At 34.4% G+C, this 15,793-nt stretch carries 21 protein-coding genes; 5 read left to right on the forward strand and 16 right to left on the reverse strand.

The genetic code is table 11. The annotated features are described in order from the left end of the window. Nucleotides 1-77: 77 nt before the first annotated feature. On the forward strand, nucleotides 78-569 hold the full coding sequence (locus HYN56_RS03680; RefSeq protein WP_109190944.1) for a septal ring lytic transglycosylase RlpA family protein: 492 nt from the start codon (nucleotides 78-80) through the stop codon (nucleotides 567-569). A gap of 30 nt (nucleotides 570-599) precedes the next feature. Here the strand turns inward: HYN56_RS03680 and HYN56_RS03685 are convergent, their stop codons facing one another. Continuing rightward, entirely contained in the window at nucleotides 600-1,055 is a 456-nt protein-coding gene (locus tag HYN56_RS03685; RefSeq protein ID WP_109190945.1) for a DinB family protein, read from the reverse strand. 80 nt (nucleotides 1,056-1,135) lie between these two features. Between HYN56_RS03685 and HYN56_RS03690 the strand changes: the two genes are divergently transcribed. The 4 genes from HYN56_RS03690 (at nucleotide 1,136) to nadD (ending at nucleotide 3,937) form a co-directional block, all read left to right on the forward strand. Continuing rightward, on the forward strand, nucleotides 1,136-1,483 hold the full coding sequence (locus HYN56_RS03690) for an arsenate reductase family protein (RefSeq protein ID WP_109190946.1): 348 nt from the start codon (nucleotides 1,136-1,138) through the stop codon (nucleotides 1,481-1,483). Between the two features lie 273 nt (nucleotides 1,484-1,756). Further along, complete coding sequence (locus HYN56_RS03695) at nucleotides 1,757-2,617, forward strand: YicC/YloC family endoribonuclease (protein WP_109190947.1); 861 nt, start codon at nucleotides 1,757-1,759, stop codon at nucleotides 2,615-2,617. Nucleotides 2,618-2,671: 54 nt separating this feature from the next. Beyond that, nucleotides 2,672-3,244, forward strand: a complete 573-nt coding sequence (gene gmk / locus HYN56_RS03700) for a guanylate kinase (RefSeq protein WP_109190948.1) — start codon at nucleotides 2,672-2,674, stop codon at nucleotides 3,242-3,244. Between the two features lie 111 nt (nucleotides 3,245-3,355). After that, nucleotides 3,356-3,937 (forward strand): nicotinate (nicotinamide) nucleotide adenylyltransferase, encoded by a 582-nt coding sequence (gene nadD / locus HYN56_RS03705; protein ID WP_109190949.1) that lies wholly within the window; start codon nucleotides 3,356-3,358, stop codon nucleotides 3,935-3,937. A gap of 160 nt (nucleotides 3,938-4,097) precedes the next feature. Here the strand turns inward: nadD and HYN56_RS03710 are convergent, their stop codons facing one another. From HYN56_RS03710 to HYN56_RS03780, 15 genes are all read right to left on the reverse strand, one after another. Next, on the reverse strand, nucleotides 4,098-5,567 hold the full coding sequence (locus HYN56_RS03710) for a nicotinate phosphoribosyltransferase (RefSeq protein WP_109190950.1): 1,470 nt from the start codon (nucleotides 5,565-5,567) through the stop codon (nucleotides 4,098-4,100). A 13-nt stretch (nucleotides 5,568-5,580) separates the two neighbouring features. Continuing rightward, nucleotides 5,581-6,516: an ADP-ribosylglycohydrolase family protein gene (locus HYN56_RS03715; protein ID WP_109190951.1), complete on the reverse strand. Its 936-nt coding sequence runs from the start codon at nucleotides 6,514-6,516 to the stop codon at nucleotides 5,581-5,583. 18 nt (nucleotides 6,517-6,534) lie between these two features. Beyond that, entirely contained in the window at nucleotides 6,535-6,987 is a 453-nt protein-coding gene (locus HYN56_RS03720; RefSeq protein WP_109190952.1) for a nucleoside 2-deoxyribosyltransferase domain-containing protein, read from the reverse strand. 155 nt (nucleotides 6,988-7,142) lie between these two features. Further along, nucleotides 7,143-7,874 carry a metallophosphoesterase family protein gene (locus tag HYN56_RS03725; RefSeq protein WP_109190953.1) on the reverse strand — a complete coding sequence of 244 codons (732 nt, stop codon included), beginning with the start codon at nucleotides 7,872-7,874 and terminating at the stop codon, nucleotides 7,143-7,145. Between the two features lie 2 nt (nucleotides 7,875-7,876). Next, nucleotides 7,877-8,716 (reverse strand): ADP-ribosylglycohydrolase family protein, encoded by an 840-nt coding sequence (locus HYN56_RS03730; RefSeq protein WP_109190954.1) that lies wholly within the window; start codon nucleotides 8,714-8,716, stop codon nucleotides 7,877-7,879. 19 nt (nucleotides 8,717-8,735) lie between these two features. Continuing rightward, complete coding sequence (locus tag HYN56_RS03735) at nucleotides 8,736-9,290, reverse strand: RNA 2'-phosphotransferase (RefSeq protein WP_109190955.1); 555 nt, start codon at nucleotides 9,288-9,290, stop codon at nucleotides 8,736-8,738. Next, nucleotides 9,283-9,930 carry a DUF4291 domain-containing protein gene (locus tag HYN56_RS03740; RefSeq protein WP_109190956.1) on the reverse strand — a complete coding sequence of 216 codons (648 nt, stop codon included), beginning with the start codon at nucleotides 9,928-9,930 and terminating at the stop codon, nucleotides 9,283-9,285. The genes HYN56_RS03735 and HYN56_RS03740 overlap by 8 nt, the downstream gene beginning before the upstream one ends. A 115-nt stretch (nucleotides 9,931-10,045) precedes the next feature. Next, nucleotides 10,046-10,564 carry an O-acetyl-ADP-ribose deacetylase gene (locus tag HYN56_RS03745; protein WP_109190957.1) on the reverse strand — a complete coding sequence of 173 codons (519 nt, stop codon included), beginning with the start codon at nucleotides 10,562-10,564 and terminating at the stop codon, nucleotides 10,046-10,048. Further along, complete coding sequence (locus HYN56_RS03750) at nucleotides 10,561-10,974, reverse strand: ADP-ribosylation/crystallin J1 (RefSeq protein ID WP_205727645.1); 414 nt, start codon at nucleotides 10,972-10,974, stop codon at nucleotides 10,561-10,563. The genes HYN56_RS03745 and HYN56_RS03750 overlap by 4 nt, the downstream gene beginning before the upstream one ends. Nucleotides 10,975-10,980: 6 nt before the next feature. Continuing rightward, complete coding sequence (locus HYN56_RS03755; protein WP_109190958.1) at nucleotides 10,981-11,508, reverse strand: NADAR family protein; 528 nt, start codon at nucleotides 11,506-11,508, stop codon at nucleotides 10,981-10,983. An 8-nt stretch (nucleotides 11,509-11,516) separates the two neighbouring features. Next, on the reverse strand, nucleotides 11,517-12,599 hold the full coding sequence (locus HYN56_RS03760; protein ID WP_109190959.1) for an adenylosuccinate synthetase: 1,083 nt from the start codon (nucleotides 12,597-12,599) through the stop codon (nucleotides 11,517-11,519). Between the two features lie 176 nt (nucleotides 12,600-12,775). Further along, complete coding sequence (locus HYN56_RS03765; protein WP_109190960.1) at nucleotides 12,776-13,651, reverse strand: hypothetical protein; 876 nt, start codon at nucleotides 13,649-13,651, stop codon at nucleotides 12,776-12,778. A 2-nt stretch (nucleotides 13,652-13,653) separates the two neighbouring features. Continuing rightward, complete coding sequence (locus HYN56_RS03770; protein WP_109190961.1) at nucleotides 13,654-13,989, reverse strand: hypothetical protein; 336 nt, start codon at nucleotides 13,987-13,989, stop codon at nucleotides 13,654-13,656. Between the two features lie 113 nt (nucleotides 13,990-14,102). Next, entirely contained in the window at nucleotides 14,103-14,936 is an 834-nt protein-coding gene (gene prs / locus HYN56_RS03775; protein ID WP_109190962.1) for a ribose-phosphate diphosphokinase, read from the reverse strand. 74 nt (nucleotides 14,937-15,010) lie between these two features. Next, nucleotides 15,011-15,703, reverse strand: coding sequence for an NUDIX hydrolase (locus HYN56_RS03780; RefSeq protein WP_109190963.1), 693 nt, complete (start codon nucleotides 15,701-15,703; stop codon nucleotides 15,011-15,013). Between the last annotated feature and the right edge of the window lie 90 nt (nucleotides 15,704-15,793).

Below are 15,793 nucleotides of genomic sequence, written 5' to 3' on the forward strand. Positions count from 1 at the left end.
AGCCCTTTTATCAGGGCTTTTTTTATCTCGGCATATTATTTGTACAAACTCCCCCCAAGTCTGAAAAAAAATAACCCATGAGAAATAAAAAAAACATTTTATTCGCCACAATCGCTCTGACTCTAATTAGCGGCTTTACTTATGTCATAAGCCAAACCAAACCTACAACAGAACCTAAAATTATTCAGGACACGGTTAAAAATGCAAGACCGAACATTATTGCATTACCTGTAGACTCAATATTTACAGACAAAGGTTTAAAACTAAAACCATACAAAAAAAACGCTCATGCCTCCTACTACGCAGATCGTTTTAATGGAAAAAGAACTGCAAGCGGTGCCCGATTCAACAACAACCAATATACTGCTGCTCATAAAAAACTTCCTTTTGGAACACGAGTAAAAGTAACAAACGAAGCCAACGGAAAATTTGTTATCGTAAAAATTACAGACCGTGGTCCTTTTGTAAAAACACGCGAAATAGACTTATCCAAAAGAGCTTTTATGGACATCACTAAACAGAAAGGTGCCGGCGCAATGAAAGTCACAATTGAGACTATAATAGAATAAAAAAAATCCCGCTGAAGCGGGATTTTTTATTTAAACCAATTTTCTCAAAGTCATGGCCATACCGGTATGAATACCTTCGTGGTAATTATTAAAGTCCAGAGCGTCCTGAACATTACTCAAAGTAAATCCCATACTAGTAGTATATTCATGATAATCTGTAAACAGACCACTTGCGAAATCATTTTTTGTTTTTTCTAATGTTGACGAAAGAAATGCTTTTATCTCATCAACCTCAGCCTGTGAAACATCGCCTTCCGGTTTACTTCCTTTTTTGTACTTCTGAATGAATTCTTCTGAAACCATTGTTGGAAGACCTGATAATTTATAAACCAAAACTTGTTGCGAAGAAACACAATGTCCGATGTTCCAAATAATATTATTGTTAAAACCCTGAGGAATTTTATTCAACTGTTCTAACGAATGATTCTCTAAAATCTTCAAAAGAATTTCTCTTATTGTTTTTTGTACTTCAAAAACTGAACTCATATATTTATTTTTTTTCTAAAATTAGGCATTTTTAAGTTTCAAATGGATTTTCTTTGTAGTCTAATAAAATTCAAAAAATCATGAACAAAATATACTATTTAGCATCTTGCGATACTTGCCGAAAAATTATCAAAAGTTTACCTGAAAACGATTTGGTTTTTCAGGATATCAGACAAGATCCGATTACCGAAGAACAACTGGAAGAAATGTATAAACTTTCGGGCAGTTATGAAGCGTTGTTCAGTAAAAAAGCGCAATTGTATAAGTCAATGGATTTAAAAAACAAATCGCTGACCGAAGCTGATTTTAAAAAATATATTTTAGAACATTATACTTTTTTAAGTCGTCCGGTTTTTATAATTGATGGAAAAATTTACATTGGCAACAGCCAGAAAAATGTTGCTGAAGTAATAAAGGCTTTGAGTTAGATAAATACTCTTTTAAATACGATTGCCCGCGTGAGGGATAGAAGGAAGCTACCGAAGTAGCCCGGATAGCGCGACCTTGTTGCAATAAAAGGGCGAATACTCACAAAGTAAGTTTGCCCTTTTATTGCAACAAGGTCACGCCCAAATTACCATTGACAATCGGTAAAATTTTAGAAAAAAGACATTAAACGGCTTTTCTCTCGCAGAGAATAGTATTTTACGTCATAAACAGAGCAAACTTTTAATTATCTTTGCGCCTTTATACTCAATTATATGATACAATCTATGACAGGGTTTGGCAAAGCTTCTTTGCAATTGCCAACAAAAAAAATCACGGTTGAAGTAAAATCCTTAAACAGTAAAGGTTTAGATTTAAATGTAAGAATGCCATCGCTTTATCGTGAAATGGAATTGGGCTTACGAACGCAGATTTCAACTAAACTGGAAAGAGGAAAAATCGATTTTGCTATTTATGTAGAAAGTACTGCAGAACAAACTTCAACTAAAGTAAACGTTCCTGTTGTAAAAAATTATATTGCACAATTGAGAGAGGTTTATCAGAATGCCGATGAAACGGAACTAATGAAAATGGCAGTTCGCATGCCGGATACCCTAAAAACAGAACGCGAAGAAATTGATGAAAATGACTGGGAGCAAATTCAGGTAATTATTGATGAAGCGCTTCAAAACATCTTAAGTTTCCGCAAAGACGAAGGAGAATCTCTTGAAAAAGAATTCAATTTACGAATTGGAAATATTCGCCAATATATGAATGATGCTTTGGCTCTTGATCCAGAACGTGTTCAGGCAATTAAAGACCGTCTGCAAACTGCAATTTCAGAACTACAAGTTAATGTAGATGAAAACCGTTTTGAGCAGGAATTGATCTATTATTTAGAAAAATTAGATATTACCGAAGAAAAAGTTCGTTTAACCAATCATTTGGATTATTTCATTGAAACTTTGGGTGGAAATGAAGCTAACGGACGTAAACTTGGTTTTATCACTCAGGAAATGGGTCGTGAAATCAATACCATGGGTTCCAAATCCAATCATGCACAAATGCAGAAATTGGTTGTCATGATGAAGGATGAATTAGAGAAGATTAAGGAGCAGGTATTAAACGTATTGTAAATACTATACAAAAATAAAGCTTAAAGCGTACTGCTAAAGCCTAAAGCATACATAATGAACAAAGGAAAATTAATTGTTTTTTCAGCACCATCAGGATCAGGAAAAACAACTATCGTAAAACATTTATTAGGGAAAGAAGATTTAAACTTAGAATTTTCGATCTCGGCAGCATCTCGTGACCCACGCGGAGAGGAAGAACACGGAAAAGATTATTATTTTATTTCGCTGGAACAATTCAAAAAACATATTAAAGCCGAAGAATTCTTAGAATGGGAAGAAGTGTACCGTGATAATTTTTACGGAACCTTAAAAGCCGAAATCGAAAGAATCTGGGCTATGGGGAAAAATGTTATTTTTGACATTGATGTTGCCGGAGGATTACGTATTAAACATAAATTTCCTGAACAAACCTTAGCTGTTTTCGTAAAACCACCAAGTGTTGACGAATTAAAACGCCGATTAAAACAGCGTTCTACAGAAAGTGAAGATAAAATCAACATGCGCATTGCAAAAGCTTCTGTTGAATTGGCTACAGCTCCACAGTTTGATACTATCATCAAAAACTACGATTTAGATACGGCTAAAAAAGAAGCTTATCAATTAGTGAAAGAATTCGTTAATAAGTAATCTTATTCCGCAGAGATACACAAAGAAAAAACACAGAGATTCGCAAAAGTATTATTTTAAACTTTGCGAATCTTTGTGCTATCTTAGCGAATCTCTGTGAAACTACAAAAAATGAAAATAGGCCTTTATTTCGGAACATATAATCCTATTCACGTTGGACATTTAATCATTGCCAATCACATGGCTGAGTTTGCCGATTTAGATCAGATTTGGATGGTGGTTACGCCTCATAATCCATTGAAGAAGAAAGCGACTTTATTAGACGATCAACAACGCCTTCAAATGGTTTTTCTGGCAACAGAAGATTACCCAAAGATAAAACCGTCGGATATTGAGTTTAAATTACCTCAGCCGAGCTATACTGTTATTACACTTGAACATTTAAAAGAGAAATATCCCAATCATAAATTTTCTTTAATTATGGGAGAAGACAATTTAAAAACGCTTCATAAATGGAGAAATTATGAAGTAATTCTAGAAAACCATGATATTTATGTGTATCCGAGAATTTCGGACGAACCCGAAAATGTCGAATTAAAATCGCATCCAAAAATTCATGTTATCGATGCACCGATTGTAGAGATTTCTTCTACTTTTATTCGAAACAGTATTAAAGAGGGGAAAAATATTCAGCCTTTATTACCTCCAAAAGTTTGGGAGTATATTGATCATAATAATTTTTATAAGAAATAAGTAAACTTGTCATTTCGAGCGAAGGGAGAAATCACACTCGGGATTCGACAGAGATTGGCGATATGCTTTGCGGAGTTTCTAGTGCGATTTCTCCCTTCGGTCGAAATGACAATACTATACAAAAAAGCCTGAACTTACATTCAGGCTTTCATTTTTATAATTAAGCTTCGATACTTATTTCGCTTTTTACTCTCGTTCTGATTTCATTTAACGATTGATCTATTAAAAGTTTTCCATCTCTAAAAACTTCTTTCAATTCGCCTTGTTTTTCTTCTTCCCAGGAAACATTATCACTTAAGTGGTACTTGCCGTCAATCAATTCAATTTTCATCAATCCTTTAGCTGATTTTTTAGTTCCGTCGTCTGTAATCGGATCTTTAAAAATCGCTCTTCCTTCTCCGTTTACTTCTCCGTAAGTTGCTTTCATCGCAAATCCGAAAGTATCTCTTGTGTTATACTGGTATGTGAAAGATCCTATTCCCAAAACAACATTGGTAGAAGCAAATCCTTTTTCTTTTAATCTTTCGCAAATTTGAGTCGCTCTTGCTACCGTAATACTATCTCCGTAAATAGCTCCAATCTGAGGCACCAATTCCTTGAATCCTTTAGCATTTGTTGTACCGCCAAAAACATCCCAAAGCAATTCGATTACCCCTTTTCTTTCTTGTTCTGTTTTCCCATCAGGATTTCCACAGATAATTAGAATTGGATCACCGCTATCAGGACGAATCACCACTTTACCTTCTCTTGAAACGATATCTTCTCTCAACCTTGGAAGATAATCCGTTAAAACTTTCCATAAATCCCAGGTATCCGAAACGATAGAAACAATTCCTTTTGGATATACTTCTGTAATTAATCTTTTGAAAGTTTCATACTCGCCTTCTGTTGTTCCCATACACATTACAGAATGCTCTGTAGCGGCAACGGAACCTGCTACTAATTCCTGATCTGAGTTGGCTTTGTAATATTCTTCTAAGAAATCAATCGCCGGAATCGTATCAGAACCTGTAAAGCTCAATAAATGCCCAGCAGCAGAAGTTATAGAAGCTTCGATTCCTCCCATTCCTCTCATGGAGAAATCGTGCGCCTGCCAATCTACAAATTCTGGAACAGAAGAAGTTTCTGCAGCATATTTATCCAATACTTTTCGGTATTCTTTTGCAATAGTTGCTGAATTACAAGGCAACCAAATTACAGCTGAAAGCAAAGTTTCAAAATAATTCGTAAGCCAGAAAAACTCCGGAATGGTATTGTACATCGTAAACATTGGCACTCTTAACGGAACACTTGCTCCTTCCGGCAATGCTTTAAAAACCATCGGAATATATCCTAAATCGTGTAAATCTTCGATATGTTTGGTTCCAACTTGATTTTCGCCTAAATAATTATTGATTCTACGAGAATATTTTTTAATTACTTCTTCTTTTGGCTGTTTGAAGAAATACTCTTCAAAATCATGAATAATGTATTTTTTAATGAAATACTGCAATCCGAAAAAGATTACCTCATCAACTTCTTCAAGTCTTGATTTTCTTGGTGTCCAGTTAGAATATACTAAACTTGTTCCGTCTGGGTATTGTCTTCTGTGGTCAACTTTGTAACCATCGGTTAATAATAGTGGGTTCATATATTTTTTCTATTTATATTTTTTGTGATAATCGGTATGCTAAATCTTCAATATCATTGGATCTTGCCAAATTGTCAATCCACTTTTCTGGAATATTTTCAATTCCGTAATAAATTCCTGCCAATCCTCCAGCAATTGCACCCGTTGTATCGGTATCTTCTCCTAAGTTAACTGCTTTTAAAACTGTTTTTTCATACGAATCAGAATTTAAAAAACACCAAAAACTGGCTTCTAAACTATGCAGTACATACCCAGATGCCCGAATTTCATTTTCAGGATATGTCCAAATATCATTTTTCAATAGCTTTTCAAATAGTTGAATTTCGACAGGATTATATTTTTTATCTTCTAAAAACTTCGAAAGAACGTTTTGCATTTCTTTATAAGCTTCGAATTTATCTTTATCTTTTAAAATCTCCAAACAATATACAACATAAATAAAACAGGCAAACCCTGAACGAAAATGAGCGTGTGTAATTGATGAAACTTCTTTTACCTTTTTATAGATAACTTCAATATCATTCTCTTTCTGAAGATAAAAAACTAATGGCAAAATACGCATTAAAGAGCCATTGCCATTATCTTCTTCAAAAAAATTACCCGAATTCCTAGCCGATTCTCCTTTTACAACTCTTGCCAAAGAATGTTTTGTAGTGCCGCCAATATCAAATACTTTGTTATGCGCTCCCCAATATCCTTCCTGCATCCATTTTACAAAAGTCAGAGCCATATCTTCGATATCATAACCTTTGCAGAGACTTTCAGCAGTACAAAAAGCCAGCGAACTATCATCACTAAAAGTTCCAGGAGGCTGATTCCACGACATGAACCCCATCATATCTACAACCGGATTTTCTTTTAATTTTTCTCTGGATTTAAATTCAACTGGAACACCTAAAGCATCACCAATGGCAACACCAAATAAACCTGATTCTATTTTACTTTTCATCATTTCTCCACTTTTCTTTTAGTCAAGTAAATTCTGTACTAACTCGTCTAAAGTTTTAAACTGCTCTACTCCGTATCTTTCGCAAACAATATCAATATTCCCTTTACGCCAAAAATCTTCTTCCACAACCACTTTCATCTTTTTAGATTGTGCATAAAGCCCAAATTCCAGTAAAGAAATAGGTGACATGGTATTGGCTACAAAATACATGATAATGATGTCGGCTTTTTCTAATGCATTAAGTTCCCAATTAACCTGCTCTTTAAAATTAGGATTTTCTATCGTTTGTGACCAACTGCTGTCCCATTCCTTTCTTCTGGGATTAAAAATAATGTATTTGTCTTGCAACTGTTCTTCGCAATGTAATTGCCAGTTAATCGCTTTATCCATTTCTATAGAACCAGCTAAAAAAATGGTTTTGACATCATTCTGCAATGGTATTTCTTCGGGTGATCTAAAAATTCTTTTCATACTACTTAATCTGACTGCCCGCTTAGTGGACTATTTTTTTAGAGCCACAGATTAAAAAGATTATAAGGATTTTTTTAATCGACTTCTATTAGTTTTAACCTGTGTTAATTCGTGTAATCTGTGGCAAAATTTCGTTGAGTACTTCAACGTATAATTTACTTATTTCTTCCTTTTTCATTTGGATAAAATGTCTGCACAGCATCACTTTGCCAAAATTGCTTCGTTTCGACATCTATACAGCTCAACTTTCCATAAAAACCTGCTCCGGTATCTATATTCCAAACATTGCATCCCTGCATTGGAATTTCGACATCATAATTTAATGTTGGCGTATGACCAATATAAATTTCATTAAAAAGCAATAATCTTTTTGGGTATAAAATGGAATTTTTCTGAATTCTTTTATCCATTGTCAGAGCCATTTCCCACAAAGTTCTATCCCATGAATAATTGGTTTTGTAATGTTCTTTTTCTGGCCCATGCATAGATGAAAATCCAGCATGAATAAACAAATTGTTATTTTCGTCTACAAAATAATCTTTCATTTGATTGAAAAAATGACGATGTTTTTCTTTTTCTGAAAAGGCAATATCGGCATAACTTTCTATCGTTGATTTTCCTCCGTGCAAAAACCAAACATCGTTTATAACATCATTCTCTAACCATTCCTGACACCAGGCATCATGATTTCCTCTGATAAAAATACATTCCTGTTTTTGAGACAATTCAATAAGAAAATCAATCAATTTTTTGGATTCGCTCCAGCCGTCAACATAATCTCCCAGAAAAATAAATCGGTCATTTTCTGAATAATCAATTCTTTCTAATAACTGAATTAAGGCTTTTAATCCGCCGTGAATATCACCAAAAACTAAGGTTCTTTTCATGATTAAATAAACTTGTTATTCAGAGCTACATCCAATTTTATGAGAAAATCTTTTCCGAATTTATCATTCTCTAACTCTTCATATAGAAACGAGGGCAATGTCTTCTCACAATTTTGCTTTTGACTTAAAATTGCCATAGACAATGCTGCAACGGTATCAGTATCTCCACCATAACCAATTCCTGTTTTTAGGCAATCTTTCATAGAAACAGCTTCTGAAACCATTTTAATTACAGCTTGTGTGGTTGGATATCCGTGCATATCGATTGGAGAAGTGATTCTATAGTTTTCATTCTCTTTTAAAGTTTCGTTTAAAAACGTTATCAGAGTTGATCCATCACCTAGATTATATTTAAAATAATGAACCGCTAATGCAATACGTTTGGCACAGCTTATTCCTTCAACAGTATGATGTGAGGTTTTTGCCTGAATCTCACAGAACTCCAATATCTGCTTAACATCTTTTAAATATCCAATGGAATAAGCTCGCATTGCAGAACCATTCCCACTGCTTCCGTTGTCGATTATCTTGAGAAAATCAGAACCATTTTTACTGGCATCTAAAGCATTGTAAACTCTGTCTGAATAACCGCGTCTTTTATCTCTGTGAAACACCTCAACAAACTTATCGGCTACTTTAATTTCGTTCCAATTATCCTCTTCCAAAAGCAATTCTGAAATCGCAATTGCCATTTGCGTATCATCAGTATATCTTTTATAAATCTCGGTATACATTCCGTGTTTAAAATACTGAGTCAGATTATTGTTTGGAGTGATAAAATCAAGGTCTCTAAACTCAAAACCTGCACCGTATGCATCGCCTATTGCTGCTTCTAAAATCATAACTTTTTATTTGATTGTTTTAAGATTTAAATTCGATATATTTTGCCGGAACTTCATCGGTCAACCAGACATTGTTTTCAGACAAATAAAATTTGAATCCGTCTCTAAACATGGCACCGCTTCTAACGGTTAAAATTTGTGGAACTCCTCTTCTGCTTCCTACTTTTACTGCCGTTTCTTTGTCTTTGGAAAGATGAACATGCTGACGGCTCATTTTTTTCAAACCTTCTTTCTGAATGCTTTCCATAAACTTCCCAACGGTTCCATGATACAGATATTCTAAAGGTTCTGTCTCTGCTAAATCTAATTCAACCGAAATAGAATGTCCCTGACTTGCACGTATTTTGGTTTTATCTTCGTTATAAGCGAAACGCTTTTTATCGTTATTTTCTACAACGTAATCTAAAAGTTCAGCTGTCATCTGATTTTGACTTCCTTTTTTATTACATTTTACGATTAATTCTTCTACATCTGCCCAGCCATTTTCGTCTAGTTTTAATCCGATTTTTTCTGGCGAATGTCTGAGCACTAAGCTTAGAAATTTACTTACTGTTTTTGCTGTTTTCTCATTCATGATTTCCAGAAATTTTTAGTTTTTTATTCAATTCTTCATCCTGAAAAACGAAAGGTTTTTCGGCAGGAATCAATAGATTTTCCAATTGTTTTTTCTGAACAAACTCATATTGTTCCTGTACAAAAGCTGAAATATCTTCGATCAGCAGAACATCTTCTTTGGCAAACGATCTTGTAAATTCATCTCGTAAACCAATCTGAATGGCTCTTCTTTTTAATTTTGATCCGTAAGGATCGTGATCCGGATCCCACTGTAATCTCACCGAAGATGTTTTTACTTCGGTCTGCCATTCCTCATAGCTTTTTCCAAGTGACGAATCGTGAGTGGAATAAACCGCATTTTGCAAATATTTTTGAAATGCTTCTCTTTTTAGATGAATTGCCAAAACAACTTCTTGCCCTTCTTTTGTTCCCCAGCCGTTTCTGTACATCATCCAAAGAAAATTAGGCTTGATCCATGTCATTCTGTTCAAACTAAATTCTCCTCCAAAAAACTGATTTTTTACGGCAAATTCGCCGATTTCCTTTCGATACGACTGATAAACTATTATTTCCTTATCATCGTATTGAGCCATTATGTGATAACCTGATTTCGGCCATTCTTCTATTTGCTCGCTATATTTTTTTAATTCTATTTTCATTTTATAAATACACAATAACGTGATTGTGTTTGTTTTCTAATTAATGTTTTGATCAAACGTTCCTATGGAACGCAATTACGATCTGGTAACATTTTATTCTACCGATGAAATGTTCCTATGGAACATCTTGTAGAATGTTTTGGTAAATCTTGTAATTTTCATCATCAAAGCAGACAAAAATTACCTTTTCTATTTCCTCTGATTTATCGAAATCTTTTATCGTGTTTACTGCAATTTCTGCCGCTTTATATTTTGGAAAATGATAAATTCCAGTACTAATATTCGGAAAAGCAATAGATTTTATTCCATTTTGAATAGCCAGATTCAAACTATTTTTGTAACAGTCTGCTAACAATTTAGATTTCTCCTCTTTATCGCCATTCCAAACTGGGCCAACTGTATGAATAACATATTTAGATGGTAAATTTCCTGCCGTTGTGATAACCGCTTCACCTGTTTTACAACCGCCCTGTTTATTTCGAATTTGAACACATTCTTCTAAAATTGCTTTTCCTCCTTTTCTGTGAATTGCTCCATCAACTCCGCCTCCTCCCAGTAAAGAAGTATTTGCAGCATTTACAATGGCATCAACATTAAGTTCAGTTATATCTCCTTTTAGAAGTTCTAAAATCATTTTTTAAATTCATTTAATTTGTCCATTAGTCCAACATTTGAACTTACTTCTGAACGATCTGTGAAATGTACTTTTACTACTTCAATTTCACCAATAATATTAGAATTGAAATCATTTAAATCTTCAGACGGAATCCAAAGTTCATTGTGATTTTTATCGCCAACATTTTGGATTTCATACTTCTCTAGAAAAGAAGTTTTAACTTCAAAAGCAGTAACAATTCCAATAAATCCTGAAAATTCATCAACGGTATTCCATTCAAAAGCAATTTGTTCTGCATATTGCTGATTCATTACCGGATAAAAAATAGGCTGCCATTCTAATCTCGGAGGAAAGGACTTGTAACCTAAATCTGCTATCAGTTCCATTTCTTTTAATCCAACAGGTCGATATAATCTTGTTGTATCCATAATCATTTATCTCAATTCATCTCTAACTTCCATCAAAGCAAAACCCAACAAATTCAAACCTTTCCATTTTTCAGGATTTAGCGCCTCAGTATGATCGCTTGCCATTCCAATTCCCCAGATTGGATCAACCGGACTTGCTTCGACAATAACTCTTTCGTTAGTGTTTAACAGAAACGTTTTCAAATCAGGGTTTTGACTGAATTTGTGGTAGTTTCCTTGTTTTACGATTTCAAATCGGTTTGCTAGCCAGATTTTATCATCGTAATTTCTCACTTTACGGCCTAGTTTTTTAGCTTCGGCAGGTGAATTGCATTTTATGATTTTTTCTAAAATTTCCTGATCGTTAAACAATTCGGCTTTCTTTGCCATCATCCAGTGTTCAGCCGTTTTATAAGTTACATCATTGACTTTGAATGTACTTAGCCACCACTGGCTGAAACAGGTTTTAGTAATCGTTCCGTCATTACTTGGCTGATGTCCCCAGAAAAATAAAAACTTACTTTCCGGAGCTATAGTGTCTATATTGTATTTCATTTTTTCTGTTATTGAAACAAAGAAGTTATCTCTTTAAAATCTTTAGAATCTGGCGAAAATGATCCGTAAATTGTGCTGAAATCCGTTGTCAGGTTTTCAAACTCATAATCGTTCTCAAGCTGATCCATGCAGGTTACTACCAAATTTCTTTTTGCCATTGGACTGTAAGTCGTATCTAGTTTTAAAGCGTAGTTCAACAAATCGTAGTCCAGATCCCCAAATCTGAGGTGTTTTTGGTATTCATTGAAAACACAGGTTTCTTCTTCGTTGTTTTTTAATTGTATTTCTCTCTCATTCGGCATCCAGCCGTGGCCGTGCCTTGTGGTGTAACTTCTGGTTACATAATAAATTTCTATCTCTTCAATCTTCAGTTTATTACAGATTTCAACTGCATTTTTTGAGGTTGTATTGGCATAGGTCACATTTGGAAAAACGCCGTGATCCATGTCAAGCAAAATTCCCTGGCTTCCTTCAAAAATTAAATTATTATATTTTGAAAGAAAACTGTAATCGGCAATATTCCATTTTATGTTATCAACCGCTTCAAGATATGCCTGAACTTCCTGATCGATATCGGGTTCATTCAAAAAACCATAATAGTAAGCGATTTGATTTAACTTTTCTAAAAGCATTTCCCGGGGCGCAATCAAATCAATTGCAAACAATTTGTATGGGCCTTCGTTTCTTTTCATGGTGGAACCAATGCCTTTTCCACAGGTTCCGTGATCAATATTTCTGGTATTTCCTCGATTGTGCCAAACATCAAACGGAGTCGTCACTTTTGCTAACGGATGAATATACAAATCCAGATTAGCATTTTTTTCTTTTAATTCTTCTCTCTCATTAAATAAAAAAAGCGGATGAATCGTACAGTGTTCACTGTAATAAGACGGAAGACCACGTAATGCACCGCTCGCAAAGCTGGAATGAACGTGTTTTTTATCGTCGATCATAACGGTGTGCGCCGCCTGCTGTCCTCCTGAAAACCGAATAACTATAGATTCAGGATTTTGTTTCGCCAGAAAATCTGTTGTTATTCCTTTTCCTTCATCACCAAATCCTAAACCTATAACTATTTGTGCTGTTTTCATTTTCACTTAATTGTTGCGTAATTATTTTTAAACACATAGAATCATAGACTTTCGAAACTAAAAAAAGGCGTTTCACTTGCATTAATTCACATAGCAGCTATGTGTTAGAAACTAGTTTCTTTCTTTAATCTTTCAAATTCAAAATAAAAATCTATGTCTCTATGTGTTTAAAAAATTTAAAGCATTTCTATACTATCTAAACCTGTGTCGTTTGTATCAGAAACTGGTATTGTTCCTAAACCTGAACCAGAACTTTTATGTTTATCGCAGATGATTTTCTTGATTACATTCGGAATTTCCCTGTGATCTTCAATTGAAAGACAATTTTGTCCTAACAATTCTTTCCATTCCACATCAGCATTAATCGCTTGTCCAGAATGCAAAACACTAATATGATATACATCGTATCTTTTTTGGGCTTCTGCCAATAATTCAAGATGTGTATAAGTCTGCTGTCCCTGACCCATAATTTCTTTAATTGCTGATGCCGGAAGTGTTTTTAAACCTGGCTCATCTCCTACTGTAAACAACAATCCTTTTTGTCCTCTTTTTTCGAAAGCATCTGTTTTGGTATGAAAGGCTGCGAAATACCATGCTAAAAGATAACTTTCACCGGCATTTCCTCCTCCTCCACCTTCGATATAAGTTCTCGTTAACCACATATCCAGTTCTTCGTCACCAGATTCAAATTGTCCTACTTGTAAAGGATATCTGTCACATTCATGATCTCCGATTCCTAAGAATAAAAGTGCCGGATCCGGAACTCCGCCTTGAATGATTCCTCCCATTAATTTCGGAAGTCCTTCTTTTATCAATTCGTGTGGGATATGTCCCATACTTCCTGTAACGTCCAGTCCTAAAATAATCGGAACTGTATTGGGATGAACTTCTGAATCTCTCGCTTCTCTAAAAATCACTCCGTTCGGATTCATAGATTCATGCGCCATTCTTAACGCATTCTGTGTAAATATCTCGCTAGCTGATTTGCTGGCATATCCTACTTTTTTTGCTCTGTCTTCACGAGCACCGAAATCATATCTTGTACCTCCCATGACTAAAATGTTTTACCAAATAAATACTCAAATCTCTTTTTTGTTACTTCAAACTGGATATTCAAATTTCTGATGGTCAGCGCAAGCTCCATATCTTTTTGTACAAAAGCTTCCGGCTGAAAATCGGCAAAGGTTAAACTGTTTTTATCCAGCGGACTAATATCAATCAATCCTTCTTGTTCTCTTTCGAGTCTTTTTATTTTTAATTCGATGTCTTCGACTCTTCGTCTGTATATTAATTCTGAATCCTCGCCAATTGTTTTGGCTCTGTCTTCTCTAATCTGATCATTGTTTCTTCTTAAAGATTCAATAAATCTTGGTTTTAAATCATCACTCATAACTTTTTGGTTGTTTTTGTTTCGGGTTTAAAGTCTCAGGTTAAGCGCTTAACTTAAAATTTGGTTTTAAACTTGAAACGGTTAATAGTAATTTTTGGTTTCAGGTTTCAGGTTTAAACTAATTGATCCAATCCGATCACTTGAACACTTTCGCCTTCAAAGTCTTTAAAAGAGTTCGTTGTAAAAATGCCGTCAAAGCAATTTAAAACTTCGAAACCTTTATTGAAAATTCCGTGGCTTACGGCTAAGTACAGTTTTCCTGCATTTTTCTTTTTCAATTCTTCGGCTAAACCAACAAAGGTTCCGCCGCCGTCGCAGATATCATCTACAATTAAACAGTCCATTCCGTTTAAGTCGTCTTCATATACTTTAAAATCAGATAATTTTCCAGTTTTTACATCTCTGCTTTTACTACATTCTACTACTTCAACACCTCCTAAAAATTCAGAAACTTTATAGATTTTCTTTAAAGCGCCTCCGTCCGGAGAAATCAATTTTACATTCTGACCAATTCTATTCAAGACTTCTTTGATAAAAGTATAGTTTGGAATTACTGTACTGTTGTTCAATAAAGCTGGAGTCACTTCAGAGTGTGCATCAAAAACAAACACTTTATTCAATTGCATGGCATTGATAATGTCTGCATACACTTTTACAGATAACGGTTCACCCGGAATCATAACACGATCTTGCCTTGCAGCCGGAAAATACGGAATAAAGAGATCGATGATTTTAACGTCCATTCTGCGTAACGCATCTACTGTGATACATAACAATCCTAAATCATTAAAAGAATTTAGCCTGTGTGTAATGGTTATTTTTCTATTTGCATCAAAATCCGGACTGATTTTAATGTGTGGTTCTCCGCCAGAAAATGTAAAACTTTGAAATTTGATTTCTTCCTGATTTTGGAAAGGAGCGAATTTTGGGTCGAGATTTAGTATCATAGTTTTTTAGTTTGCGTTAATTATACGCAAATGTAGAATTAAATTTTGAATAAACAATTTATTTTGTGTAAAAATTACGCAAACTTTATTTCGAAGTGAAAGCCATTTTTAGTTAATTCATTATATTTCAACTTATTAAACTTAAAAAGCTTTGCCGGACGACCTGTTTTTATAGGTGAAAATTTTTCGGTCTCCTCTAAAATTCCGTAACTGAGTATTTTCTTTCTGAAATTTCTGCGATCAATTTCTTTTTCTAAAATGGTGCAATACAAGTTTTCAAGATCTGAAAACAAGAATTCTTCCGGAAGCAAATCGAAACCAATTGGCTCGTAAGTCAGTTTTGCTTTCAATCTTTCAATTCCTTTTTGAAGTATTACATTATGATCAAATGCCAAGGCTGGAATTTCATCTATTTTAAACCATTGCACTCTTTCAGCATCTGTATCTGCTTTAATCTCTAAATTGGAAGCATCTACTAAAGCATAATAAGCAACCGAAATTACACGGTTTCTGGAATCTCTATATATATCATCCCCAAAAGTATATAACTGTTCCATAAAAGTGAGCTGTACGTTTGTTTCTTCATGTAATTCACGTATTACCGCATCATTTAATGATTCATCATTTTTAACTAAACCGCCCGGTAAAGCCCAATATTTTTCTGAAGTTCCGAATTGCTGTTCAATCAATAACACATACAAATCATTGTTCTTGTATCCAAAAACAATCGCATCAACCGCAATTCTAATATTTTGTAAATTTTCCATAATCGTAAATCGTATCAAACAAATATAACGAATGAGAGTCAATTTTATAATCTAATGCTTCTGCAATAAATTATAAAACTGACTCTCACT

Origin of the sequence: Flavobacterium crocinum, assembly GCF_003122385.1 — a bacterium.
GTDB lineage: Bacteria > Bacteroidota > Bacteroidia > Flavobacteriales > Flavobacteriaceae > Flavobacterium > Flavobacterium crocinum.

Coding starts and splice junctions, on each gene's coding strand:
- HYN56_RS03680 (WP_109190944.1), top strand. CDS start 78: ATGAGAAATAAAAAAAACATTTTATTCGCCACAATCGCTCTGACTCTA.
- HYN56_RS03685 (WP_109190945.1), bottom strand. CDS start 1,055: ATGAGTTCAGTTTTTGAAGTACAAAAAACAATAAGAGAAATTCTTTTG.
- HYN56_RS03690 (WP_109190946.1), top strand. CDS start 1,136: ATGAACAAAATATACTATTTAGCATCTTGCGATACTTGCCGAAAAATT.
- HYN56_RS03695 (WP_109190947.1), top strand. CDS start 1,757: ATGATACAATCTATGACAGGGTTTGGCAAAGCTTCTTTGCAATTGCCA.
- gmk (WP_109190948.1), top strand. CDS start 2,672: ATGAACAAAGGAAAATTAATTGTTTTTTCAGCACCATCAGGATCAGGA.
- nadD (WP_109190949.1), top strand. CDS start 3,356: ATGAAAATAGGCCTTTATTTCGGAACATATAATCCTATTCACGTTGGA.
- HYN56_RS03710 (WP_109190950.1), bottom strand. CDS start 5,567: ATGAACCCACTATTATTAACCGATGGTTACAAAGTTGACCACAGAAGA.
- HYN56_RS03715 (WP_109190951.1), bottom strand. CDS start 6,516: ATGAAAAGTAAAATAGAATCAGGTTTATTTGGTGTTGCCATTGGTGAT.
- HYN56_RS03720 (WP_109190952.1), bottom strand. CDS start 6,987: ATGAAAAGAATTTTTAGATCACCCGAAGAAATACCATTGCAGAATGAT.
- HYN56_RS03725 (WP_109190953.1), bottom strand. CDS start 7,874: ATGAAAAGAACCTTAGTTTTTGGTGATATTCACGGCGGATTAAAAGCC.
- HYN56_RS03730 (WP_109190954.1), bottom strand. CDS start 8,716: ATGATTTTAGAAGCAGCAATAGGCGATGCATACGGTGCAGGTTTTGAG.
- HYN56_RS03735 (WP_109190955.1), bottom strand. CDS start 9,290: ATGAATGAGAAAACAGCAAAAACAGTAAGTAAATTTCTAAGCTTAGTG.
- HYN56_RS03740 (WP_109190956.1), bottom strand. CDS start 9,930: ATGAAAATAGAATTAAAAAAATATAGCGAGCAAATAGAAGAATGGCCG.
- HYN56_RS03745 (WP_109190957.1), bottom strand. CDS start 10,564: ATGATTTTAGAACTTCTAAAAGGAGATATAACTGAACTTAATGTTGAT.
- HYN56_RS03750 (WP_205727645.1), bottom strand. CDS start 10,974: ATGGATACAACAAGATTATATCGACCTGTTGGATTAAAAGAAATGGAA.
- HYN56_RS03755 (WP_109190958.1), bottom strand. CDS start 11,508: ATGAAATACAATATAGACACTATAGCTCCGGAAAGTAAGTTTTTATTT.
- HYN56_RS03760 (WP_109190959.1), bottom strand. CDS start 12,599: ATGAAAACAGCACAAATAGTTATAGGTTTAGGATTTGGTGATGAAGGA.
- HYN56_RS03765 (WP_109190960.1), bottom strand. CDS start 13,651: ATGGGAGGTACAAGATATGATTTCGGTGCTCGTGAAGACAGAGCAAAA.
- HYN56_RS03770 (WP_109190961.1), bottom strand. CDS start 13,989: ATGAGTGATGATTTAAAACCAAGATTTATTGAATCTTTAAGAAGAAAC.
- prs (WP_109190962.1), bottom strand. CDS start 14,936: ATGATACTAAATCTCGACCCAAAATTCGCTCCTTTCCAAAATCAGGAA.
- HYN56_RS03780 (WP_109190963.1), bottom strand. CDS start 15,703: ATGGAAAATTTACAAAATATTAGAATTGCGGTTGATGCGATTGTTTTT.